Genomic DNA, 23,698 nt, shown 5'->3' on the forward strand with positions numbered 1-23,698 from the left:
TTTGGCTAACGTTCTATAGGTCAGCGCATCGCGGCGCAAGCATCCGAACTTCTCTGATTGCAAGGAACTGTTTATGTCGATTACCACTTCTGACCAGCGGCTCGACCGCCGCATTGAGAACCTGATCGCCAACGACCCGCAGTTCGCCGCAGCCAGACCAGATCCAGCGGTCGCCGCGGCTTTGCAGCAGCCCGGTTTGACACTGCCGCAGATCATCCAGACCGTGCTGGAGGGCTACGCCGACCGGCCGGCCCTGGGCCAGCGCGTGGTGGAATTCGTCAAAGACCCGAAGACCGGACGCACGGTCATGGAGTTGCGCCCCCGCTTCGAGACCATCAGCTACCGCGAGCTGGACAAGCGGGCCGGCGCCTTGGGGCGTGCGCTGACCGACGACGTTGTGCGGCCCGGCGACCGCGTCGCCGTGTTGGGCTTCAACAGCGTGGACTTCACCACCATCGACGTGGCGCTGGCCCAAGTCGGTGCTGTCTCCGTTCCGCTGCAGACCAGTGCGGCGATCGCCCAGCTGCAGCCGATCGTCGCCGAGACCGAGCCCTGCGTCATTGCCGCCAGCGTGAACCAGCTGTCCGACGCTGTCGAGCTGATCCTGACCGGTCCTGCGCCGGCCAAGCTGGTGGTGTTCGACTACCACGCCGAGGTCGACGACCAGCGCGAAGCCGTCGACGCGGCGCGGGCGCGCCTGGCTGGCACCGGCGTCAGCGTCGAAACCCTGGCCGAGGTGCTCGACCGCGGCAGGCGGCTGCCGACGGTTTCTGCGCCGGTCGCGGTTCCCGACGAGGGCGATGACTCGCTGGCGCTGCTGATCTACACCTCCGGCAGCACCGGCGCACCCAAGGGTGCGATGTATCCGCAGAGCAAAGTCGGCAAGATGTGGTGCCGGTCGAGCCGGAACTGGTTCACTGAAACCGCCGCGTCGATCACCTTGAATTTCATGCCGATGAGCCACGTCATGGGACGCGGCATCCTCTACGGCACGCTCGGCAACGGCGGCACGGCCTACTTCGCGGCCAAGAGCGACCTCTCGACGCTGCTGGAGGACCTCGAACTGGTGCGGCCCACCGAGCTGAACTTCGTGCCACGCATTTGGGAGACGCTGTACGGCGAATACCAGCGGCAGGTCGAGCGCCGGATTGCGGAGGGCGCCGACCGCGCGGCCGCGGAAGCTGAGGTACTCGACGAGCAACGCAACTACCTCTTGGGTGGCCGGTTCATCTTCGCGATGACGGGCTCGGCGCCCACGTCCCCCGACCTGAAGGCCTGGGTCGAATCGCTGCTCGACATGCATCTGCTGGACGGCTACGGCTCCACCGAGGCCGGGATGGTCCTCTTCGACGGCGAGGTGCAAAGCCCGCCGGTGATCGACTACAAGTTGGCCGACGTTCCGGACCTGGGCTATTTCGCCACCGACCGGCCGCACCCGCGCGGCGAATTGCTGCTCAAGACCGAGAACATGTTCCCGGGCTACTACAAGCGGCCCGAGATTACCGCCGGCGTGTTCGACGAGGACGGCTACTACCGCACCGGGGACGTCGTCGCCGAGGTGGCTCCCGGTCGGCTGGTGTACGTCGACCGCCGCAACAACGTGCTGAAGCTCGCCCAGGGCGAGTTCGTCACCGTCGCAAAGCTGGAGGCGGTGTTCGGCAACAGCCCGCTGGTCCGGCAGATCTACGTCTACGGCAACAGCGCGCACCCGTACCTGTTGGCGGTCGTGGTGCCCACCGAGGAGGCGTTGGCGCGCAACGACATTCAGACGCTCAAGCCGATGATCGCCGATTCGCTGCAGCAGGTCGCCAAGGAAGCCGGGCTGCAGTCCTACGAGGTGCCGCGTGACTTCATCATCGAGACAACGCCCTTCACGCTGGAGAACGGACTGCTGACCGGCATCCGCAAGCTGGCGTGGCCGAAGCTCAAGCAACACTACGGCGAGCGGTTGGAGCAGCTCTACGCCGAGCTGGCCGCAGGCCAGGCCAACGAGCTCCACGAGCTGCGCCGCAGCGGCGCCGACGCGCCAGTGCTGCAAACCGTGAGCCGGGCGGCCGGTGCGCTGCTGGGCAGCGCGGCCACCGACCTGTCCCCCGATGCTCACTTCACCGACTTGGGCGGAGACTCGTTGTCCGCGTTGACATTCGGCAACCTGCTGCACGAGATCTTCGACGTCGACGTGCCGGTGGGCGTAATCGTAAGCCCGGCCAACGATTTGGCCGCGATCGCCGCCTATATCGAAGCCGAGCGCGCCGGTTCCAAGCGGCCGTCGTTCGCCTCGGTACACGGCCGCGATGCGGTCGAGGTACACGCCAGCGACCTCACCTTGGACAAGTTCATCGACGCGGAAACCCTGGCCGCCGCGCCTGGACTACCCGCGCCGAGCTCCGAGGTGCGCACCGTGCTGTTGACGGGTGCGACGGGTTTCTTGGGTCGGTATCTGGCACTGGAATGGCTCGAGCGGATGGCGCTGGTCGACGGCAAGGTGGTCGCGCTGGTGCGGGCCAAGAGCGACCAGGAGGCGCGCGCCCGGCTGGACGCCACCTTCGACAGCGGCGACCCCAAGCTGCTGGCCCACTACCGTCAGCTTGCTGAGCACCTCGAGGTACTCGCCGGGGACAAGGGCGAGGCCGACCTGGGCCTGGACCCCGCGACCTGGCAACGGCTGGCCGACACCGTCGACGTGATCGTCGACCCCGCCGCCCTGGTCAACCACGTCCTGCCGTACAGCGAACTGTTCGGACCCAACGCCCTGGGCACCGCCGAGCTGATCCGCTTGGCGCTCACCAGCAGGCAAAAGCCCTACACGTATGTGTCGACGATCGGGGTGGGCGATCAGATCGCCCCCGGCAAGTTCACCGAGGACGCCGACATCCGGGTGATCAGTGCGACGCGTGCCATCAACGATGGCTACGCCAACGGCTACGGCAACAGCAAATGGGCCGGCGAGGTACTGCTGCGTGCAGCCCACGACCTGTGCGCGCTACCGGTGGCGGTGTTTCGCTGCGACATGATCCTGGCCGACACCACCTGGGCCGGTCAGCTCAACCTGCCCGACATGTTCACGCGCATGATGCTGTCCCTGGTCGCCAGCGGCGTCGCGCCGGGTTCGTTCTACGAACTTGACGCCGACGGCAACCGCCAACGCGCCCACTACGACGGACTGCCGGTGGAATTCATCGCCGAGGCCATCTCCGTACTGGGGGCGCACAGCGGCGACGGGTTCCAGACCTACCACGTGATGAACCCCTATGACGACGGCATCGGCATGGACGAGTTCGTCGACTGGCTGATCTCCGATGGGTGTGCGATTCAGCGCATCGCTGATTACGGCCAGTGGCTGGAGCGGTTCGAGACGGCCCTGCGCGGCCTGCCCGAAAAGCAGCGCAACAGCTCGCTGCTGCCGCTGCTGCACAACTACCAGAAGCCGCAAAAGCCGATCAACGGATCGATCGCACCCACCGACCGGTTCCGCGCGGCGGTCCAGGACGCGAAAATCGGCCCGGACAAAGACATTCCACACATCACGCCGCCGATCATCGCCAAGTACGTCAGCGACCTACGACTACTCGGCCTGCTCTGACCGGCACAGCACGCAAAGGCTTGGAGAAAACATCCGTTTTCTCCAAGCCTTTGCTGTCAGTGACTCAGCCCTGCGGGTGCGGCCACCCGGCTGCCGCCGTTTCGCGCTGTCGGCGGAAGCTCCGGCGGGCCCGCGCGGGTCGCGGCGACGTTTCCAGCCGCGGCCGGGTCTCCGCATCCGGTGCCACCTCTCGCGGCGGCTCTTCGAGACCGGAGTAGTACGGTTCGCCGGCCGGTGCCGCTGCGGGTTCGGCGGGTTGCACCGGGTGCACATCGCGGGCCAACCGCACGGCCAGGCGGGCCAGCACGGCCCCGCCCAGGAAGACGATTAGCGCACCAAGCCCGGAGAAGTACGCGATCTCCAGCGCCGCCCGCTTGCGATCCGTGCTGGCCACCGGGTCGCCGACGGACCCGAGGTGCAGCACCGGGGCAAGCGAACCGCCCACGACGAACCAGGCACCCGCGAGGGTGGCCAGCCACCCGCCGACCATCGCGCTCGCGCGGTTTCCGGAGACGATCAGCAGCAGCCCACCCACCACGGCTACCGCCCCGGGCAGCACCTCCAGCCAGCCGCGGGCCGCGGTCCACGCCCAGGCCCGGTCTGGCGTGTAGGCGAAGTGGAACTGGGGACCGACGAATGGAATCAGCGCACCCCAGGCGCCCAGGAGGACCAGGATCAGCCCGGTCACCGCGCCGCGGGACCGCGGCATCCGCAGCCGTCCGGGATTGGTTTCGACACTTTTCATGACATCTCCTCGCTTCGATACCGGGTTGGAGTACCCGGGCGCAGGGACGCCGAAGCGGCTATACCGCGCCCAAAACCGCATCTCTCGTGGCTGATGAGGCTGGTGTTATCAATGTGGCAAAACGTTACGTGGCGAGCGCTGTTGCCACCAGCACCGTCGCGATCACCGGGAAAAGGCCCTGAACCAACGCGGCCCGCGCCTTGTCCCGCGCCGAGACCAGCAACACCGCCGCGGCCAATCCCATCGATCCCACGCCGGCCAAAATGAGCGCGGCGCCCACGGCCTTGTGCCCCAGCGCGACCGCGGCAATACCGACACCGGCGACGACAGCCAGAAACAGGTTGTAAAAGCCCTGGTTGAATGCGAGCAGCTTGGTGGTCTCGGCTTCCTCGGGCGTGGTGCCGAACGTGGCGCGAGTGCGCGGCGAGGTCCAGGTCAGCGATTCCATGGTGAAGATGTAGACGTGTAGCAGCGCGGCCAGCCCGGCGAATATCAATCCGGCGATCAACACGACTGCCTCCTAATCGCTATCGAACAGCCCCGGCTGCCCGAAACCTGTGACGCCGACCGGTGGAATCATGCCCAGATGGGTCCATGCCTGGGCGGTGGCGACGCGCCCGCGCGGGGTACGGGCGACCATACCGGCCCGGACCAGAAACGGCTCGCACACCTCCTCGACGGTCGCGGCCTCCTCACCGACCGCCACCGCCAGCGTCGACACCCCGACCGGTCCGCCGCCGAAATTGCGGGTCAGCGCGGACAACACCGCCCGGTCCAGGCGGTCCAGGCCAAGCTCGTCGACGTCGTAGACCGCCAACGCGGACTTGGCGACATCGCGGGTGATCACGCCGTCGGCGCGCACCTCGGCGAAGTCGCGGACCCGGCGCAGCAGCCGGTTGGCGATCCGCGGCGTGCCGCGGGACCGTCGGGCGATCTCCGCGGCGGCCTCGGCACCCAGCTCGATGCCCAGGATTCCGGCGGAGCGGGCCAGGACCCGCTCCAGTTCGGCGGGCTCGTAGAAATCCATGTGGGCGGTGAAGCCGAAGCGGTCGCGCAGCGGACCGGTCAGCGCACCGGACCGGGTGGTCGCGCCGACCAGCGTGAACGGTGCCACCTCCAACGGAATCGACGTCGCCCCAGGGCCTTTGCCGACGACCACGTCGACGCGGAAGTCTTCCATCGCCAGATAGAGCATCTCCTCCGCGGGCCGGGCGATGCGGTGGATTTCGTCGATGAACAGCACGTCATGCTCCACCAAGTTGGACAGCATCGCGGCCAGATCACCGGCGCGTTCCAGGGCGGGCCCGGACGTGACCCGCAGCGAGGAGCCGAGCTCAGCGGCGATGATCATCGCCAGCGACGTCTTGCCCAGCCCCGGCGGGCCGGACAGCAGGATGTGATCCGGTGTGCCGCCGCGGTTCTTGGCCCCCTCGATGACCAGCTGCAACTGCTCGCGCACCCGCGGCTGGCCGATGAACTCCCGCAGCGAACGCGGCCGCAGACTCCCGTCGATGTCGCCCTCACCGGACAACAGCGTCCCGGAAATCTCTCGGGCCTCCGGATCGGAGGACTCTGGGGAATCGGTGTTCATTTCGACTTTCCTAGCAGCGACAGCGCAGCGCGCAAGGCACCGGAAGTCGTCGCGTCGTGATCACCGGCCAGCACCCGGTCGGTGGCCTCCTCGGCCTGCTTGACGGCAAATCCGAGGCCCACGAGAGCCTCGATCACCGGGCTGCGCACCGCATGTCCATTGACCGCCGGTGCGCTAACCGCGGCCGAACCTACCTTGTCGCGCAGTTCCAGCACCATGCGCTCGGCGCCGCGTTTGCCGATGCCGGGCACCCGGGTGAGGGCGGTGACGTCGCCTTCGGCCAGCGCCTGCCGCAAGGCGGCGGCGTCGTGCACGGCCAGCGTCGCCATCGCCAGCCGGGGACCCACGCCCGAAACCGACAGCAACGTCAGGAACAGGTCGCGGGTCTCCCCGTCGCAGAACCCGTACAACGTCATGGAATCCTCACGCACGACCATGGCCGTGATCAGCCGGGCCTGAGTTCCTTGCCGCAGCGTCGCCAGCGTCGACGGCGTCGCATTCACCCGGTAGCCGACGCCGGCCGCCTCGATCACCGCGTGATCGAGCGCCACCTCGAGCACCTCACCGCGAACCGAGGCGATCATCGCGCGGCCTTCAACTTGGCGAGGTAGGCATTTCGGTGCTGGGCGGCAAGAGCCTCGGCCGCGGCCATCCGGGCGAGCATCGGCGCCCGCCAGCAGTGGCAGATCGCCAGCGCCAGCGCGTCCGCTGCGTCAGCGGGCGTCGGTTTGGCTTGCAGGGCAAGGATTTTGGTGACCATCGCGGTGACCTGGGCCTTGTCGGCGGCGCCGTTGCCGGTGACCGCGGCCTTGACCTCGCTGGGGGTATGGAAGTGCACGTCGATGCCCCGTTTGGCCGCCGCCAGCGCGATCACGCCCCCGGCTTGGGCGGTACCCATCACCGTCGACACGTTGTGCTGGGAGAACACCCGCTCGATGGCCAGCACGTCGGGATGATGGGTGTCCAGCCAGTGGTCGACGGCGTCGCTGATGCTCAGCAGGCGCTGGCACAGCTGTGCGTCCGATGGTGTGCGCACCACGTCGACATCCAGGGCCACCACCTGCCGGCCGCTTCGGCTTTCCACGACGGACAGCCCGCATCGCGTCAGGCCGGGATCGACGCCCATCACTCGCATCGCACGCTCCCGCATCGTAGGAAGATTGCTCTGGGTACGAACAGCTGTTCGATAGCCTAACGGCCGTCACCGACAGCGCCGGGTAGGACACGCGGTCAGGGCGGCGTCGTGAATGGTAGATTTTCTACCATGCGCACGACCATCGACGCAGCGGGGCGCTTGGTGATCCCCAAGCGGATCCGCGACCGCCTCGGATTGCGCGGCAATGATCAGGTGGAAATCACCGAGCGCGATGGCCGCATCGAGATTGAGCCGGCACCCACCCACGTCGACCTGGTTCGCGACGGTTCCGTCCTCGTCGCCAGACCGGAACGTCCCCTGCCTCCGCTGACCGACGAAATCGTTCGGGAAACGCTTGATCGCGTACGGCGGTGATGGCACCAGACACCAGCGTTCTCATTGCCGGATTCGCCACATGGCACGAGGCGCATGACTCGGCGGTGCATGCGCTCAACCGTGGTGTCCATTTGATCGCACACACGGTACTGGAGACCTATTCTGTTTTGACACGTCTTCCGCCGCCGCATCGCGTTAATCCTGTTGTCGTCCACGCCTACTTGGCGAATGTCACCTCCACGGCCTACCTGACGCTCGACAGCAACTCACATCGTGGCTTGATCGAGCACCTTGCCAAGCGCGGTATCACTGGTGGCGCGGCATACGACGCGCTGGTTGGATTCACGGCCAAAGCTGCTGGGGCAACACTGTTGACCAGGGATGTGCGGGCGGCTACTACATACGAGTCGTTGCAACTCGAGTTCGAGCTCATGACATAACGAGCCAGGCTGTTAAGTTGAAGCGCGCTAGGAAGGAACTGCCGGTGCCACTTCATCAACTCGCCGTGGCTCCGGCCGATGTATCCGGGACGAAGCTTGGGCTCGCCCTCAATGTGCCAGCGCCCGCGCCGTTGGCGACCTGCCGACTGGACCACCCCGACCGCGGCGCACTGCTGCTCGGGGTACTCGGCGCATCGCATGTGGTCACCGTCGAGCACCCGGGATGCCGTTTCTCCGAGCAGGTTTCGTGCGCCGCCGGCGGCGACGGCCGCCTGCCCCAGTACACCGACGCGCCGGGCTACTCGCTGGAATCACGGACGGAGACGCACGACGAGACGACGTTCCGCAGCATCGCCGCCGATCTCCGCAGGCGTTGCACGACCGAAACCGGTTGGCTAGGCGGCATGTTCCCCGGCGACGACGCGGCGCTGACCGCGCTGGCCGCCGAGCCCGACGGCGCCGGCTGGCGCTGGCAAACGTGGCATTTATACCCCGAGGGCTGCGGGTACGGCGGCACGTTGGTGCACACCGCGAGCCGCTGGCACCCCTGAGCCGGCCCGCGCTTACTCCTCGTCGAGGGCGGCCAGCACCTCGTCGGACACGTCGACATTCGTCCAGACGTTCTGCACGTCGTCGCTGTCTTCCAGGGCGTCGACCAGTTTGAACACCTTGCGGGCGCCCTCGACGTCGACGGGAACGCTCACCGACGGCTGAAAACTGGCTTCGGCGGACTCGTAGTCGATACCGGCGTCCTGCAAAGCGGTACGCACCGCCACCAGATCTCCTGGTTCGGTGATGATCTCGAAGCTGTCGCCGAGGTCGTTGACGTCCTCGGCCCCGGCGTCCAGCACCGCCATCAGCACGTCGTCTTCGGTCAGGCCGTTCTTCTCCAGCGTCACCACACCCTTACGGGAGAAGAGGTACGCCACCGACCCCGGGTCGGCCATGGTGCCGCCGTTGCGCGTCATCGCGACGCGCACCTCGCTGGCGGCGCGATTGCGGTTGTCGGTCAGACACTCGATCAGCACCGCGACGCCGTTGGGCGCGTAACCCTCGTAGGTGATGGTTTGCCAGTCCGCGCCGCCGGCCTCTTCACCGGCCCCACGTTTACGGGCCTTTTCGATGTTGTCGTTGGGTACCGAGCTCTTCTTCGCCTTCTGGATGGCGTCATAGAGCGTCGGGTTGCCCGCGGGGTCACCGCCCCCGACCCGGGCCGCGACCTCGATGTTCTTGATCAGCCGGGCGAACATCTTGCCGCGGCGGGCATCGATGACGGCCTTCTTGTGCTTGGTGGTGGCCCACTTGGAATGGCCGCTCATCCCCTACTACCTCTTATTTTCTGGTTCTATGGCTCGATAAGTTCGCCAGACGAGTCTACGTGGACGGCTGCGGGCGGTCGCCCGGCGGGAAGAACCCCGGTAACCACCGCTCGGCCACCGCTGCGTAGTCCACATGCGCGTCCAACTGCACGGCCACACCGAGCAGACCACCCAAAGTGCGCAGCAACATCACGTACCCGGGTGGGATGGTCAACTGACGGGCCACCTTGAACCGCTCGCCGAATCCCTCCCGGAGCGGGTCAGTGGTGGCCAATGCCGACTTCTGGAACCACTTACGGGTGAAATGAAATTCGCCGGCCCGCAGCGGGTCGATATAGGCCCACAGCGGTCCGATGTACTCCACCACCTGCTCGGCAGTCAGGTCGTAGTCGCGCGGCATGAACCCGAGCTTCTTCAACAACCGGATTACTTCATCCCACTGTTCGTCCCGCGCCCAGCACAGGAGTTCACCGAATTCGGCGGGCACGCCGCCGGGATGCGCGGAGACGGCACCGAAATCGATGACTCCCAGGCGGCCGTCGGCCATCATCATGAAATTGCCCGGATGAGGGTCGGCGTGCACCAGTCCGACGCGCGCCGGTGAGCTCACCGTGAACTCGACGAGCAAGGCGCACACGGTATTTCGTTCGTCCGGGGTGCCCTCGGCAATGATGTTGGAAAGACGCTTGCCCTCCATCCACTCCGAGATGATGACCTTTGGCGCGCTGGCGACGACTGCTGGTACGCAGAACTTCTGATCGCCCGCAAAGGCTTTTGCGAAGGCGCGCTGGTAGTCGGCCTCCTGGCGGTAGTCCAGCTCCGCTTCGATGCGCTCGCTGACCTCTGCCACGAGGCGGTCCACATCTGCGCGCGGCGCAATCTGCTTGGCGAGCCAGGAGAACCGTCGTATCAACTTGAGGTCCGCGCGCAGCGCCTCGTCGGCGCCGGGGTATTGGACCTTGACGGCGACCTCACGCCCGTCGTTCCACCTGCCCTTGTGAACCTGCCCGATGCTTGCGGAGGCGACGGGGACGTCGTCGAAGGAGTCGAAGCGTTGACGCCATTTGGTGCCCAGCTGGGCGTCGAGTACCCGGTGCACCTTTGCTGCCGGTAGCGGAGGGGCCTCGGTTTGCAGCTTGACCAAGGCCTCGCGGAACGGCTCGGCGAACTGCGGTGGTATCGCGGCCTCCATCACCGACAACGCCTGGCCGACCTTCATGGCGCCGCCCTTGAGCTCGCCCAGCACCTGGAACAACTCGTCTGCGGCTTTCTCGAGAAGTTCCGCGTTGACCTCTTCCTTGGACTTGCCGCTCATTCGCTTGCCCACGCCAAGAGCGGCGCGTCCGGCCGCGCCCGCCGGAAGGCTCGCCAGCTTTGCCACGCGTCCCAATCGGCCCCGCACGATGTCGGCCATGCACACATCATGCATGGCGGGCGTCTGATCACGAGAGCGCGCGTTCAGTGTGATTGACGGCTTTTGGTGTGAACTGACGGCTTTCGGCGTGAGCGTACGGCGGGCACCAAGCGCCAATCTGCGCCCAGGCTGCACGCGCAAATGCCAGGCTTCACCCGAAAGCTCGCGAGGGCTACGCCCGCGGCTAGCGCCGGCCGGTGACGATGTCGACGAACAGCTGATGGATGCGACGGTCCCCCGTCATCTCCGGATGAAACGCCGTCGCCATTACCTTCCCCTGGCGTACCGCGACGACGTGGTCGGCGGCGCGTGCCAGCACCTGCACACCGTCGCCCACCCGCTCGACCCAGGGCGCGCGGATGAACACCGCCCGCACCGGGTCATCCAGCCCGGCGAACGCCACGTCGCCTTCAAACGAGTCCACCTGACGTCCAAAAGCGTTGCGGCGCACCGTCATATCGACAGCGGCCAGCGGCAGCGCCTGGCGGCCGTCGGCGCCGGCGTCCAAGATCTCGCTGGCCAGCAGGATCATTCCGGCGCATGCGCCGTAGGCCGGCAGCCCGTCGGCCAGCCGCGCCCGCAACGGCTCCAGCAAGCCGATATCGACTAGCAAATGGCTCATGGTGGTGGATTCCCCGCCCGGAATGACCAGAGCGTCCACCGCGTCCAGCTCGCTGCGGCGGCGCACCGTCATCGGTTCGGCTCCGCATTCCCGCAGCGCCGCCAGGTGTTCGCGGGTGTCGCCCTGCAGGCCCAGGACGCCGATCCGAGGGGCGTTCACGGTTGATAGCCGCGTTTGAAGCGGGTCAGCCCTTCCTGCATGACCGCCGCCACCAAGTCCCCGCGCTGGGTGAAGATCTTGCCCTGGGTGAGCGCGCGACCACCATTGGCCGAGGGCGAGGACTGGTCGTAGAGCAGCCACTCGTCGGCGCGGAAGGGCCGCATGAACCACATCGCGTGATCCAGCGACGCCACCTGCAGATGCTCACGGACGTCCAGATGCGTGACCTGGGCCGATCCCAGGAGCGTGAGGTCGCTCATGTAGGCCAGCGCGCAGATGTGCAGCACCGGGTCGTCGGGCAGCGGGTCGCGGTGCCGAAACCACACCTGCTGCTGGGACGCCTTGCCCGGCAGCCGTTGCAGCTTCTCCCGCGGCACGATGCACACGTCCCATTCCTCGAACTGCTTGAACCCGGCGTCGTCGAACACCCGCACCGACTGCAGTCCCGGCAGACCGTCGGGCGGCGGCGCGGCCGGCATGTCGTCCTGGTGGCTGATGCCCTCCTGGTGGGTCTGGAACGACGCCCCCATGCTGAAGATGATTTCGCCGTGCTGGATGGCGTTGACCCGCCGGGTGGCGAACGATCCGCCGTCGCGGGTGCGTTCCACCAGGAAAATCGTGCGCTCCTTGGCGTCCCCAGGGCGCAGGAAGTAACCGTGCAGCGAATGGACCCGGTAGCGCGGATCGACGGTACGCACCGCCGACACCAGCGACTGGCCCGCCACATGCCCGCCGAACGTGCGCTGCAGGAAACCCGAGTCCGGGCTGAACACGCTGCCGCGATAGATGTTGACCTCGAGTTGCTCGAGATCAAGGATCTCCTCGATCGCCACGGGACGTTTTTACCAGCCGCGTTCGGCCAGACGATGCGGCGCGGGAAGCTGTTCCACGCTGATACCCACCATCGGCTCGCCCAGCCCGCGCGACACCTTGGCCAGCACGTCGGGGTCGTCGTAGAACGTGGTGGCCTTGACGATCGCGGCGGCGCGCTGCGCCGGATCGCCCGACTTGAAAATTCCCGAGCCGACGAACACGCCCTCGGCGCCGAGCTGCATCATCATCGCCGCGTCGGCCGGGGTGGCGATGCCGCCCGCGGTGAATAGCGTGACGGGCAGCTTGCCGGCCCGAGCCACCTCGACGACGAGCTCGTACGGGGCCCGCAATTCCTTTGCCGCGACGTACAATTCGTCCTCGGACAACGACGTCAGCCGGCGGATCTCGCCGCCGATGGCGCGCATGTGAGTGGTCGCGTTGGAGACGTCGCCGGTGCCGGCTTCGCCCTTGGAGCGGATCATCGCCGCGCCCTCGCTGATGCGGCGCAGCGCCTCGCCGAGGTTGGTGGCCCCGCACACGAAGGGGACGGTGAACTTCCACTTGTCGATGTGGTGGGTGTAGTCGGCGGGAGTCAGCACCTCGGACTCGTCGATGTAGTCCACTCCGAGGCTCTGCAGGATCTGTGCCTCGACAAAATGTCCGATGCGCGCCTTGGCCATCACCGGAATGGTGACCGCGGCGATGATGCCCTCGATCATGTCCGGGTCGCTCATCCGCGACACCCCGCCCTGCGCGCGAATGTCGGCGGGCACCCGTTCCAGTGCCATCACCGCGACGGCGCCGGCGCCTTCGGCGATCTTGGCCTGCTCGGGGGTGACGACGTCCATGATGACGCCGCCCTTGAGCATCTCGGCCATGCCGCGCTTGACCCGGGCGGTCCCGGTTTGGCCGCTACCGTTCGAAGGGGCGCTGCCCACTGCTGATCTCCTTCAATTGGATGTCCGCCCAGTCTAATGAGGGGTCACCGTAGCCAGCGCGAGCAGACGCATTTCCTGTCCGCGAGCGTGCGCATATGTACGGGATTTCGCCGCTTTGGCGTACATTTGCGCACCCTCGCGACGACTATCGGATCGACTCCAACTGGCGGGGGCGATCGGTGCTGCGAGCGTCGGCCATCGCGGCCGCATCGGCGAGCCGTTCGGCCAGTTGCAGGGGGTACACGGTTTCGCCGGCCGCCGCCAGCTCGGCGATCTCGTCGGCGGTACACCAGCGGTGGCCGTGGATGTACCGGCGTTCCAGCTCGGTGCGTCCCGTAAGCGACGGCTCGAACCGCTGAGTGCGGTAGACGAAGAAGAATTCCTCGCTGTCGATCAGCGCGTCGTTGAACTCGAAGACCTCGTCACGTCGCCAGACGGGTCCGATCATGTCGCTCGGCTTGACCTGCAAGCCGGTCTCTTCGGTGAGCTCCCGCGCGGCGGCTTCGGCCAGGCGCTCACCGGGCTGCACTTCGCCGCCGATGGTGAACCACCACCGCGGCGCTCCGCCTGCCGGGGTGTCGCGCGCCGGATCGGAACCGCACAGCAATAGCACCGCGCCGATCTCGTCGAGCAGCACCACCCGCGCCGACGTGCGGTGGTTGACCACGCCCGACGCGCCCACGTCGCTGTGCGCCAACGCATGCGGCCGCTCGGCGATCTCGAAATACGTTGGCAGCGGCGCTCTTCCGCCCAGCCGGAATAACCGGACCATGCGCCGCTCGGCCAGCACCAGCGTGTCGCGGACCGCGTCGTTGTGGAATCGGCGGGCCAGCAATACCCGGGCTTCGGCGTCGGCGAGCTCGGCGACCAGGCCAGCAGGCAGCAACGCCGGATCAACCATGGCCAGTGCGGCCGACAGCTCGTTTTCGCACGCTTCGCGCTGCTGGCGCGGCGCGCGCTCGGCGGCGTCGGCCAGCGCTGTCAGCCGCCGGCCTTCGGGCGAGTCGCCGTAGGCGTCGATCGCCACGGCACGGGCCACCACCGCGCGCCGCGCCAGCGCACTGTCCAGCGCCTGCCAGGACAGGTCGTAGCGCACGTTCAACCGGTCCAGCCGGTTGGCCCGCTGATACCCCCAGGCGCCGAACACGGCCAGCAGCACAAAGAGCAGCGCCGCCAGCGCGATGACCACGATCGTCAGCGACGTCATCAGCTGGCCACCTGGACTTTGGTGCCCGCCCCGGCGACCGTCTCGTATACCCGCATGATCTGGCTGGCCACCACCGACCAGTCGTAGCGGGCGACCGCCTGCGACCCCGCGGCCACGTACTGTTTCCGCAGCCCGTCGTTTTCCAGCACCTCGATCAGCGCATCGGCCAGCGCGCCGCCGTCACCGACGGGCACCAGGTAGCCCACCTCGCCGCCGCGCAGGACACGCCGGAACGCGTCCAGGTCACTGGCCACCACCGGGGTGCCGGCGGCCATCGCCTCGACCAGGACGATGCCGAAACTCTCGCCGCCGAGGTTGGGCGCGCAGTAGACGTCGGCACTACGCATCGCCGAGGCCTTCACGTCGTCGTCCACCTGACCGAGAAAATACAGGTGCTTCGCGAATTCGCCTGCCTGAGAACGCAATTGGTCCTCGTCGCCGCGGCCGACCACCAGCAGTTGCACATCGCTGAAGCGCTCCACCACCTTAGGCAGCGCGTCGAGCAGCACCGCGATGCCCTTGCGGGGCTCGTCGTAACGGCCCAGGAACAGCACCGTCTTGCCCGGCCGCGGATAGCCGTCCAACAGCGGCGCCGACGCCAGCGATGCGACGTCGACCCCGTTGGGGATCTCGACCGCGTCGGAGCCCAGCGCCTCCATCTGCCAGCGGCGCGCCAGGTCCGATACCGCGATCCGGCCGACGATCTTCTCGTGCCAGGGCCGCAGCACGCCCTGAAACACGGTCAGCGTCAGCGACTTGGTGGTCGACGTGTGGAAGGTCGCTACGATCGGGCCCTCGGCAACCCGCAACGCCCACATCGACAAGCTGGGCGCATTCGGTTCGTGCAGGTGCAATACATCGAAGTCACCCTCGGCCAGCCAGCGCCGGACCCGGCCGTGTACCGCCGGACTGAACTGCAACCGCGCCACCGAGCCGTTGTACGGAATCGGGATCGCGCGGCCGGCGGAGACGACGTAGTCGGGCAGAGACACGTCGGGCGATGCGGGTGCGAGCACGCTGACTTCGTTGCCGCGGGCGCGCATCACCTCGGCCAGTTGCAGCACATGCGACTGCACCCCGCCCGGGACATCGAACGAGTAGGGACACACCATCCCGATCCGCATCAGGATTCCTTCAACCACGCCTGTCTGGCATCCGACAGATCGGCCAGCCACTGGGGCTGCATCATGTGCCAATCGGCGGGATGGGCCGCGATGTTGGTGGCGAACCGGTCGGCCAGCGCCTGGGTGACGACGGCGACGTCTGCGCTGCTGCAGTCCAGCGGCTCGTGGACCGAGAACCCCCAGCCGTCACCTTCGAACCAGCAATGCACCGGCACCAGCGCCGCCCCGGTCTCGATCGCCAGTTTCGCCGGCCCGGCCGGCATCCGGGTGGGTTCGCCGAAGAAATTCACTTCGACGCCGGTGCGGGTGAGGTCGCGCTCGGCCATCAGGCACACCACCCGGTTGTCGGCCAGTCGCTCGCAGAGCACCTCGAAGGGGGGCCGAAACGACGCCCGGTCATCGCCGGACAGCGGCAACACCTCGAAGCCGAGGCTCTGGCGGTAGTCGATGAAGCGCCGGTATAACGACTCCGGCTTGAGGCGCTCGGCGACGGTGGTGAAGGGCCCGCGCGTTTGCACCAACCACACCCCGGCCATGTCCCAGTTGCCGCTGTGCGGCAAGGCCAGCACGACCCCGCGGCCGGCGGCTATCCCGGCGTCCAGGTTGTCGGTGCCGCGGAATGATTCGTCGAGCTCCTGGGCCAGCGCTCGATGGTCCATCGTCGGCAGCCGGAACGCCTCGCGCCAGTAGCGGGCGTAGGACGCCAGCGAGGCGCGCATCAGCGCGTCGGGGACGTCGTGGGGCGGCACCCCGATGACCCGGGCCAGGTTCTTGCGCAGTTGCTCGGGGCCGCCGCGGCGCGCGGCGTAGCGCGCCCCGGTGTCGAAGGCGGTGCGCGCGGCGAATTCCGGCATGGCGCGCACCGCCATCCAGCCGGTGGCGTACGCCCAGTCGGTCGCGGCATCGGTGACCAGGCTGCGGGCCAAACGCCGTTGCGCCCCAATGACTCCCAGGCCCAGTCGAGAGCCGAAACGGGTACCGAATGGAGTGGACGTCATGGCCCGCTCTTCCCCTGCCCGACGGCGGGTCCGGTCATGCGATCGGTAGCCCCGGGCGACGTCCACACGGTGTGCAACCGCTGCACACAGGTGATCAGGCTGGCCACCGCCAGCCCCCACATGGCGATGGCCAGGGCCGGCGGCCACGGGATGGTCGGCAGGTCGGACACCCCGGCGCCGGTGAGCACGATGATCAGCCGCTCGGGACGTTCGATGAACCCGCCGTCGCCGCGCAGCCCGCTGGCTTCGGCCCGGGCCTTGATGTACGAGATGACCTGCGAGGTGACCAGGCAGATCAGCGTCGCCACCGCCAGCAGGGTGTCGTGCCGGTGGAACGCGATCCACCACAACAGACCACAGAACACCGCGCCATCGCTGATCCGGTCGCAGGTCGCGTCCAACACCGCGCCAAATCGGGTGCCTCCGCCGCGCTCTCGTGCCATCGCCCCGTCGAGCATGTCGAACATCACGAAGAACCAGACCACGAACACGCCGGCGAACAGCTTGCCCGTCGGGAACAGCGTCAGCGACGCGGCCACCGACGCGGCGGTGCCCAGGACGGTGACGCTGTCCGGAGTGAGGCCGATCCGCAGCGCCGCCCGGGCAACCGGGTTGGTGATCCGTGCGAACGCCGCCCGGGACAGGAAGGGCAGCTTGCTCATGATTGCCTGGCCCATTCCGTGGCGAGCAGCCGGCGCGTGTCGCGCAGCAACTGCGGGATCACCTTGGAGCCGCCGATGATGGTGATGAAGTTCGCGTCGCCGCCCCACCGCGGCACCACGTGCACGTGCAGGTGCTCGGCCAGCGACCCGCCGGCGGACGTGCCGAGGTTGAGGCCGACGTTGAAGCCGTGCGGCCGGGACACCTTCTTGATGACGCGAATCGCCTTCTGGGTGAACGCCATCAGCTCCGCGCTCTCCGGCTCGGTGAGATCCTCCAGCTCGGAAACCCGTCGATACGGCACCACCATCAGGTGCCCGGGGTTGTAGGGGTAGAGGTTGAGCACGGCGTAGACGAGTTCGCCGCGGGCGACCACCAGACCTTCTTCGTCGGACAGGAGCGGGATCTCACTAAAAGGTTGGGCATGGCTGTCGTCGTCGCGCTTCATCGGCGCTTCGGCGAGGTAGTTCATCCGGTACGGCGTCCACAGCCGCTGCAGCTGGTCACGCTCGCCGACGCCGGTGTCGAAGATGGTGTCGTCGCCGCGATCCGCGCCCGCTGAACGCTCCGGGTCACTCACTGTTTTTCTCCGAGCGCTCCGGGCTCCTCCGGGGGCGGCATTTTTACCAGTTCTGCTGTGGGAGCGGCATTTTGGCGATCGGCGATCCAACTCGTGATGGCTGCCACCGCCGCGTCCCGGGGTACGCCGTTGAGTTGGGTGCGGTCACCGAACCGGAAGCTCACCGCTCCGGCCTGCACGTCGCGGTCCCCGGCCAGCAGCATGAACGGCACCTTTTGATTGGTGTGGTGCACGATCTTCTTGGCCATCCGATCGTCGCTGTCGTCCACCTCGACCCGTACTCCGAGTGACTTCAACTGGGCCGCAACGTCTTTCAGATATGCGATGTGCTCGTCGGCGACCGGGATGCCCACCACCTGGACGGGCGCCAGCCAGGCCGGGAAGGCGCCGGCGTAATGCTCGGTGAGGACGCCGAAGAACCGCTCGATCGACCCGAACAGCGCGCGGTGGATCAGCACCGGCCGCTGCCGCGAGCCATCGCTGGCGGTGTACTCGAGGTCGAACCGCTCCGGCATGTTGAAGTCCAGCTGAATCGTCGACATCTGCCAGTTGCGTCCCAGCGCATCCTTGACCTGCACCGAGATCTTGGGGCCGTAGAACGCCGCGCCGCCGGGATCGGGAGCCAAGTGCAGACCGGAGGCCTCGCCGACCTCACGCAGCACTTCGGTGGCCTCGTCCCACACCTCCGCGGAGCCGACGTATTTGTCCGGGTCTTTGGTGGAGAGCTCCAGGTAATACTCGTCGAGGCCGTAGTCGGCCAGCAGGTCGAGCACGAAGCGCAGCAATGAGGCCAGCTCGTCGCGCATCTGCTCGCGCGTGCAATAGATATGCGCGTCGTCCTGGGTCATGCCGCGCACCCGGGTCAGGCCATGCACCACGCCGGACATCTCGTAGCGGTACACGCTGCCGAACTCGAAGAGCCGCAACGGAAGTTCGCGATACGACCGTCCGCGGGACCGGTAGATCAGATGGTGCATCGGGCAGTTCATCGGCTTGAGGTAGTAGTCCTGCCCGGGCTTGCGTACCGTGCCGTCCTCGTTGAATTCCGCGTCGATGTGCATCGGCGGGAACATGCCGTCGGCGTACCACTCCAAGTGGCCCGACGTGATGTACAGCTGCTCCTTAGTGATGTGCGGGGTATTGACGAACTGGTAGCCCGCCTCGATGTGCTTGCGCCGCGAGTAGTCCTCCAGCTCGGCACGCACGATCCCGCCCTTCGGGTGGAAAACGGGCAGGCCGGAGCCGATTTCGTCGGGGAAGCTGAACAGGTCAAGCTCCACGCCGAGCTTGCGGTGGTCGCGGCGCTGAGCTTCCTCGATGAGTTCGAGATGACGGTCCAGGGCTTCCTGCGACTCCCATGCGGTGCCGTAGATGCGCTGCAGGCTCGCGTTGTTCTGATCGCCCCGCCAATAGGCGGCGGAGCTCCTGGTCAGCTTGAACGCCGGGATGTGCTTGGTGGTCGGGATGTGCGGGCCGCGGCACAGGTCGCCCCAGACCCGTTGACGGGTACGGGGATTGAGGTTGTCATAGGCGGTCAGCTCGTCACCGCCGACCTCCATCACGTCCGGATCGCCCGACTTGTCGTCGACGAGTTCGAGCTTGTAGGGCTCGTCGGCCAGCTCCGCACGCGCCTGGTCCTTGGACTCGTAGACGCGCCTGTCGAACAGCTGTCCTTCCTTGACGATCTGCCGCATGCGCTTTTCCAGCGCGGCCAGGTCCTCCGGGGTGAAGGGCTCGGCCACGTCGAAGTCGTAGTAGAACCCGTCGGTGATGGGCGGCCCGATGCCCAGTTTGGCGTGCGGGAACAGATCCTGAACGGCCTGGGCCAGCACGTGGGCGGTCGAGTGCCGGATGACGCTGCGGCCTTCGTCGGTGTTGGCCGCCACCGGGACGACCTCGGCGTCGGCGTTCGGCGTCCAGCTCAGATCGCGCAGCTTGCCGTCGGCGTCGCGGACGACCACGACCGCGTCGGGCGTGCCCCGCCTCGGCAAGCCCGCCTCGGCGACCGCCGCCGCGGCGGTAGTCCCAGCGGGGACCCGTATCGGTGCGCCCGGCGGGTACCGCGGGTCGCCGCCGTCGGCTCCCGAGACGGGTTGTGCGGGGGCGCTCATCGCGGTTGGTCTCCAGGTTTGTGCGTGTTTGATGGCCACTAATGGACCTCGCCAGCCCTAGCCGGCCCTAGCAATGTTATCGGGGGGCTGTTACGGCTCGCCGGGGCCGAACGCGACGAACGAACGCCCTCAATCTTTTAGGGCTGCCCGGGCTTGAGCCGCACAAACAACGCTTCGGCTTCGGTCAGCAACGTCTCCCCGTCGCTCAACCGCCCCGAGACGAAGATCTTGCGTCCGTCCACCTGGTCTATTCCGGCCTCGATCTGCAGCTTCTTTTCGATCGGCACGATGTGGCGGTAGTCGATCTTCAGGTAGGCGGTGCGCTGGCGGGGGCTGCCGGTGAGGACTGAGGTGGTCAGCCCGAGCACGGTGTCGAACAGCATCCCCAGCGCCCCGCCGTGCACGGCGCCGTTGCGTCCCAGGTGGAACCGGGCGAAGCGGGCCCAGCCGCGGATGCGCCCATCGTCGGTCTTATGGGCAGACATCGGGATGGTCAGGATGTTGCCGCGCACCGGCAGGTCCATCCGGCGTCGCGACGGCGACTCCCATTCGTCGGCGTCGAAAGGCGCCAGCATCTTGGACAGCTTTTCCAGGGTGTCGGCGGCCTCGGTGATCACCTCGTCGGGTGCGTCGACCGCACGGGCGTGGTCCTGCAGCTTGCGCACCGCGTCGATGAACCGGCCGTAGTCAGGGCCACCCTTGGTGGTGGGAACGGGCGGATTGAATCCGCCGCCGGGGTGATGCTGATGCTTGCCGGACACCAGAACACCGTAGTCAAACGGCTGCTACGCGTCGGACCCGATCGTGGGTACTCCTGATTGCGACCGGCTGGAGTCGAGACGGAGGGGATCTGGTGGGCAACGACGACGACGAGTTCAACCGCGACCTGCTGCAAGAACTCCTCAGCGCGTATGGCCCGTGCGGACAGGAGAACGCCGTCCGGGATATCTGCCGCCGCGAGCTCGAGCCACTCGTCGAGGAGACCTGGGTCGATGCCGCCGGGAACCTCATCGGATTGATCCGCGGCGGCGACGCCCCGGCGATCCGGGTCATGGCGCACATGGACGAGCTGTCGATGCTGGTCAAGCGCGTCGAATCCGACGGCACCCTGCATGTCACCCAGTTGGGGACGATGTACCCCGGCAATTTCGGGCTCGGCCCGGTCGCGATACTCGGCGACGAGACGTTGTGCGGGGTACTGACCCTCGGTTCGGAGCACACCACTCAAGAGAGTCAGCGCATTTGGGAGACCAAGCCGGACCATGGCGACAAGGCGCTGGATTGGACGCACGTCTACGTCTTCACCGGTCACACACCTGAAGAGCTGGCCCGCAGCGGTATCGGTCCCGGCACCCGCGTGTGCGTGCATCGAAGCAAGCGGGCGTTGATCGAGTTCGGCAATTACCTTGGCTGCTACTTCATGGACGACCGGGCAGCGATTGCTGCGCTGCTGGTGGCGGCGCGACGGTTGTCGCAGGCGGGCAGCCCGCCGGCGGCCGACGTCTATTTCGTCTTCACCACCAACGAGGAAATCGGTGGAGTCGGCGGTACTTATGCGAGTCGCCACCTACCCGGAGAGCTGACCATCGCGGTGGAGGTTGGGCCGACCGAGGCGGAGTACGGCACGACGGTCGGCGGCGGCCCGATCGTGGCCTACAGCGACGCGCTGTGCGTATACGACAAGGAGGTCGCCGACGCTTTGATGGACGTGGCCTCGAAGCTGGGACTGTCGCCGCAGGCAGCGGTGCTGGGCGCCTTTGAGTCCGACGCTTCACACTCCAAGGCTGACGGTTTCGCACCACGAGCGGGCCTGCTATGCCTGCCGACCCTGAGCACTCACGGCTATGAGGTCATCACCCGCGGAGCGATTCCGGCGATCGCCGACGTTCTGGTCGCCTTCCTTGGGCGCGACGGATCTTCGGCGTGAACTCACGGCCTTGAGCGTGAATGCAGGGCCTTCAGCGTGAACTCACGGCCTTGAGCGTGAATGCAGGGCTTTCAAAGTGAAGATAGACAGGGATCTGGGCGATTTTCCCGCCCTCCTTTCACACCCGGCGCCAACGTTTCACACCAGTGAGCGCGCCTAGTCGCTTTGCTGAGCCCCCGCCGCGGCCAGGGTCTCGAACTCCTCGTCGGTCAGGGTGATCTCCGCAGCGGCGACGTTTTCCTCCAGGTGTTTAACCTTCGACGTCCCGGGGATCGGCAGCATCACCGGCGAGCGTTTCAGCAGCCAGGCCAGCGCCAGCTGCGACGGCGTCGCATCGTGGTCGGCGGCGATGCGCTGCAGCGGGCCGTCAGGCGCGGCCAGCGGCCCGGCGGCCAGCGGGAACCACGGGATAAAGCCGATGCCCTGACTGCTCACGGCATCCAGCAGTGGCTCGGCGTTACGGGCCGCCAGGTTGTACATGTTCTGCACGGACACGATCTCAGTGACCTGCTGGGCCGCCTTGAGTTGGTCGACGTCTATTTCGGACAGACCGATATGGCGGATCTTGCCCTCCTCCTTCAACGTGGCCAGCTCGCCCACCTGGTCGGCCAGCGGGAAGTTCGTGTCGATGCGGTGCAGCTGGAACAGGTCGATGGTGTCCACGCCGAGGCGGCGCAGGCTCATCTCGAGTTCCTGACGCAGGTAACTCGGATTGCCCAACGGGATCCACACGTCCGGGCCGGTCCGCAGTAGCCCCGCCTTGGTCGCGATCACCACGCCGGAATAGGGATGCAGCGCCTCGCGGATGATCTCCTCGGAGATGTACGGGCCGTAGGAGTCCGCCGTGTCGATGAAGTTCACGCCGAGGTCGACGGCACGGCGCAAAACCCGCACGCATTCGTCACGGTCGGCCGGCGGGCCCCACACGCCCTTCCCGGTCAGGCGCATCGCGCCGAATCCCAGTCGGTTGACGGTCAAATCGCCGCCGAGGGTGAAAGTTCCAGATGCTTGAGCGGTCACGTCTACGACCGTACGCGTGGCAAGCTGGCCTGGTGGACTTGGACGCACTCGCCGATCAGCCGCTGACATACCAGGAAGTAGGCGCCACCGTGTCGGCCCAGCTCCCCCCCGGATACCACCACCTACGCGCGTCGGCACAGATTGGCACCGGCGACCAGCGTTTCGAGCAGGCCGCCGATGCCGTCATGCACTGGGGTATGCAGCGCGGCGCCGGCCTGCGGGTGCAGGCCAGCTCGGACGTCGTCGTGGTCTCCGCGGTGGTGGTGGTGAAGATGCTGGGCTTGCTGCGCGCGCCATGCCGGGTGGTGTACGTCATCGACGAACCCGACGTGCGCGGCTTCGCTTACGGCACACTGCCGGGCCATCCGGAGTCCGGCGAGGAACGGTTCGCGGTCCGCCGGGACCCGAACACCTCCGCGGTGTTCGCGGAGGTGACGGCATTCTCCCGGCCGGGTACCTGGTGGAGCAAGGCCGGCGGGCCAATGGTGACGCTGGCGCAGCGCGTCATTGCCCAGCGCTACCTGCGCGCGGTGTGACGGGCCGGATGCTCCCGGTGTGCACACCTTGGGCCAGCCGGCCCAGCGCAAGCACGCCGACCAACAGACCGAAATCGCGCAACGCGATGTCGTAGAAGCCAGGCCCGGTGACCAGGTTGATGATGATGCCGCACAGCCACGCGGCAACCAGCCAGGCACCGAAGCGCGGCGCAACCGCGACAACGACACCGGCGACGATCTCGATCACCCCGACCACATACATGCACTGGTCGGCGGTACCCGGAACGATGTCGTCGATCCAACTCGCCAGGTACATGCTCCAGTGATGCGGGTGCGTGAGCAGGTTGAAGAACTTGTCCAGCCCGAACACGATCGGCGCGATCGTGAACACCATGCGAAGCAGCAGGTACGCCGAGTAAGCGGGGTCTTTGACCTGGTCCGCCAGGGCTGGCACGTTGGCTTGCTTGGTGGTCATGACT

General features: G+C 67.1%; 25 protein-coding genes. 6 read left to right on the forward strand and 19 right to left on the reverse strand.

The genetic code is table 11. The features are described 5' to 3' along the window. Positions 1-73 precede the first annotated feature (73 nt). A complete protein-coding gene (gene car, locus AC5Y2L_RS27105; protein WP_499939428.1) occupies positions 74-3,583 on the forward strand; it encodes a carboxylic acid reductase in 3,510 nt (1,169 codons plus the stop codon). A 64-nt stretch (positions 3,584-3,647) separates the two neighbouring features. Here car and AC5Y2L_RS27110 read toward each other — a convergent pair whose 3' ends face one another. The 5 genes from AC5Y2L_RS27110 to ruvC form a co-directional block, all read right to left on the reverse strand. Continuing rightward, positions 3,648-4,328: a hypothetical protein gene (locus tag AC5Y2L_RS27110; RefSeq protein WP_499939426.1), complete on the reverse strand. Its 681-nt coding sequence runs from the start codon at positions 4,326-4,328 to the stop codon at positions 3,648-3,650. 124 nt (positions 4,329-4,452) lie between these two features. Then, complete coding sequence (locus AC5Y2L_RS27115; protein WP_499939424.1) at positions 4,453-4,839, reverse strand: DUF1304 domain-containing protein; 387 nt, start codon at positions 4,837-4,839, stop codon at positions 4,453-4,455. Between the two features lie 9 nt (positions 4,840-4,848). Further along, a complete protein-coding gene (gene ruvB, locus AC5Y2L_RS27120; protein ID WP_499939423.1) occupies positions 4,849-5,919 on the reverse strand; it encodes a Holliday junction branch migration DNA helicase RuvB in 1,071 nt (356 codons plus the stop codon). Beyond that, positions 5,916-6,503: a Holliday junction branch migration protein RuvA gene (gene ruvA / locus AC5Y2L_RS27125; protein WP_499939421.1), complete on the reverse strand. Its 588-nt coding sequence runs from the start codon at positions 6,501-6,503 to the stop codon at positions 5,916-5,918. Before ruvA ends, ruvB begins: the two co-directional genes overlap by 4 nt. After that, the gene (gene ruvC, locus AC5Y2L_RS27130) at positions 6,500-7,054 is read right to left on the reverse strand and encodes a crossover junction endodeoxyribonuclease RuvC (RefSeq protein ID WP_499939464.1); all 555 of its coding nucleotides are present in this window, start codon (positions 7,052-7,054) and stop codon (positions 6,500-6,502) included. Before ruvC ends, ruvA begins: the two co-directional genes overlap by 4 nt. Before the next feature lie 129 nt (positions 7,055-7,183). On the opposite strand from ruvC, the gene AC5Y2L_RS27135 reads away from it, so the two are divergent. Genes AC5Y2L_RS27135 through AC5Y2L_RS27145 form a run of 3 tightly spaced genes read left to right on the forward strand, consistent with a single transcriptional unit; the run spans position 7,184 to position 8,381 of the window. Continuing rightward, positions 7,184-7,429, forward strand: coding sequence for an AbrB/MazE/SpoVT family DNA-binding domain-containing protein (locus tag AC5Y2L_RS27135; RefSeq protein WP_499939419.1), 246 nt, complete (start codon positions 7,184-7,186; stop codon positions 7,427-7,429). Then, a complete protein-coding gene (locus AC5Y2L_RS27140) occupies positions 7,426-7,830 on the forward strand; it encodes a type II toxin-antitoxin system VapC family toxin (RefSeq protein ID WP_499939417.1) in 405 nt (134 codons plus the stop codon). The genes AC5Y2L_RS27135 and AC5Y2L_RS27140 overlap by 4 nt, the downstream gene beginning before the upstream one ends. A 44-nt stretch (positions 7,831-7,874) precedes the next feature. Continuing rightward, positions 7,875-8,381: a DUF2617 family protein gene (locus tag AC5Y2L_RS27145; RefSeq protein WP_499939415.1), complete on the forward strand. Its 507-nt coding sequence runs from the start codon at positions 7,875-7,877 to the stop codon at positions 8,379-8,381. 12 nt (positions 8,382-8,393) lie between these two features. Here AC5Y2L_RS27145 and AC5Y2L_RS27150 read toward each other — a convergent pair whose 3' ends face one another. From AC5Y2L_RS27150 to AC5Y2L_RS27205, 12 genes are all read right to left on the reverse strand, one after another. Then, positions 8,394-9,149, reverse strand: coding sequence for a YebC/PmpR family DNA-binding transcriptional regulator (locus tag AC5Y2L_RS27150; RefSeq protein WP_499939413.1), 756 nt, complete (start codon positions 9,147-9,149; stop codon positions 8,394-8,396). Between the two features lie 55 nt (positions 9,150-9,204). Beyond that, positions 9,205-10,563, reverse strand: coding sequence for an ABC1 kinase family protein (locus AC5Y2L_RS27155; protein WP_499939411.1), 1,359 nt, complete (start codon positions 10,561-10,563; stop codon positions 9,205-9,207). Between the two features lie 184 nt (positions 10,564-10,747). Next, positions 10,748-11,344, reverse strand: coding sequence for a pyridoxal 5'-phosphate synthase glutaminase subunit PdxT (gene pdxT / locus AC5Y2L_RS27160; RefSeq protein WP_499939409.1), 597 nt, complete (start codon positions 11,342-11,344; stop codon positions 10,748-10,750). Then, the gene (gene tesB / locus AC5Y2L_RS27165) at positions 11,341-12,177 is read right to left on the reverse strand and encodes an acyl-CoA thioesterase II (protein ID WP_499939408.1); all 837 of its coding nucleotides are present in this window, start codon (positions 12,175-12,177) and stop codon (positions 11,341-11,343) included. The genes pdxT and tesB overlap by 4 nt, the downstream gene beginning before the upstream one ends. 9 nt (positions 12,178-12,186) lie before the next feature. After that, positions 12,187-13,095 carry a pyridoxal 5'-phosphate synthase lyase subunit PdxS gene (gene pdxS / locus AC5Y2L_RS27170; RefSeq protein WP_499939406.1) on the reverse strand — a complete coding sequence of 303 codons (909 nt, stop codon included), beginning with the start codon at positions 13,093-13,095 and terminating at the stop codon, positions 12,187-12,189. Positions 13,096-13,240: 145 nt separating this feature from the next. Further along, positions 13,241-14,293, reverse strand: a complete 1,053-nt coding sequence (locus AC5Y2L_RS27175; RefSeq protein ID WP_499939463.1) for an NUDIX hydrolase — start codon at positions 14,291-14,293, stop codon at positions 13,241-13,243. Between the two features lie 8 nt (positions 14,294-14,301). Further along, the gene (locus AC5Y2L_RS27180) at positions 14,302-15,426 is read right to left on the reverse strand and encodes a glycosyltransferase family 4 protein (protein ID WP_499939404.1); all 1,125 of its coding nucleotides are present in this window, start codon (positions 15,424-15,426) and stop codon (positions 14,302-14,304) included. Beyond that, positions 15,426-16,424 (reverse strand): phosphatidylinositol mannoside acyltransferase, encoded by a 999-nt coding sequence (locus tag AC5Y2L_RS27185; RefSeq protein ID WP_499939402.1) that lies wholly within the window; start codon positions 16,422-16,424, stop codon positions 15,426-15,428. Before AC5Y2L_RS27185 ends, AC5Y2L_RS27180 begins: the two co-directional genes overlap by 1 nt. Beyond that, entirely contained in the window at positions 16,421-17,086 is a 666-nt protein-coding gene (pgsA, locus tag AC5Y2L_RS27190) for a phosphatidylinositol phosphate synthase (RefSeq protein WP_499939400.1), read from the reverse strand. The genes AC5Y2L_RS27185 and pgsA overlap by 4 nt, the downstream gene beginning before the upstream one ends. Continuing rightward, positions 17,083-17,664 (reverse strand): ATP adenylyltransferase, encoded by a 582-nt coding sequence (locus tag AC5Y2L_RS27195; protein ID WP_499939398.1) that lies wholly within the window; start codon positions 17,662-17,664, stop codon positions 17,083-17,085. The genes pgsA and AC5Y2L_RS27195 overlap by 4 nt, the downstream gene beginning before the upstream one ends. Further along, complete coding sequence (gene thrS / locus AC5Y2L_RS27200; RefSeq protein ID WP_499939396.1) at positions 17,661-19,775, reverse strand: threonine--tRNA ligase; 2,115 nt, start codon at positions 19,773-19,775, stop codon at positions 17,661-17,663. Before thrS ends, AC5Y2L_RS27195 begins: the two co-directional genes overlap by 4 nt. A 137-nt stretch (positions 19,776-19,912) precedes the next feature. Then, positions 19,913-20,539 (reverse strand): PaaI family thioesterase, encoded by a 627-nt coding sequence (locus AC5Y2L_RS27205; RefSeq protein ID WP_499939461.1) that lies wholly within the window; start codon positions 20,537-20,539, stop codon positions 19,913-19,915. 89 nt (positions 20,540-20,628) lie between these two features. On the opposite strand from AC5Y2L_RS27205, the gene AC5Y2L_RS27210 reads away from it, so the two are divergent. Continuing rightward, positions 20,629-21,702: a M42 family metallopeptidase gene (locus tag AC5Y2L_RS27210; protein WP_499939394.1), complete on the forward strand. Its 1,074-nt coding sequence runs from the start codon at positions 20,629-20,631 to the stop codon at positions 21,700-21,702. A 156-nt stretch (positions 21,703-21,858) separates the two neighbouring features. Here the strand turns inward: AC5Y2L_RS27210 and AC5Y2L_RS27215 are convergent, their stop codons facing one another. Further along, positions 21,859-22,791, reverse strand: coding sequence for an aldo/keto reductase (locus AC5Y2L_RS27215; RefSeq protein ID WP_499939393.1), 933 nt, complete (start codon positions 22,789-22,791; stop codon positions 21,859-21,861). On the opposite strand from AC5Y2L_RS27215, the gene AC5Y2L_RS27220 reads away from it, so the two are divergent. Continuing rightward, positions 22,755-23,258 carry a DUF1990 domain-containing protein gene (locus tag AC5Y2L_RS27220; RefSeq protein ID WP_499939391.1) on the forward strand — a complete coding sequence of 168 codons (504 nt, stop codon included), beginning with the start codon at positions 22,755-22,757 and terminating at the stop codon, positions 23,256-23,258. The genes AC5Y2L_RS27215 and AC5Y2L_RS27220 overlap by 37 nt on opposite strands. On the opposite strand, the gene AC5Y2L_RS27225 is transcribed toward AC5Y2L_RS27220, so the two are convergent. After that, positions 23,227-23,694, reverse strand: coding sequence for an Rv2617c family stress response/phage resistance protein (locus AC5Y2L_RS27225; RefSeq protein ID WP_499939389.1), 468 nt, complete (start codon positions 23,692-23,694; stop codon positions 23,227-23,229). The two genes, AC5Y2L_RS27220 and AC5Y2L_RS27225, sit on opposite strands and share 32 nt — an antisense overlap. Positions 23,695-23,698 lie beyond the last annotated feature (4 nt).

It is taken from the genome of Mycobacterium sp. NGS66 (genome assembly GCF_059812225.1).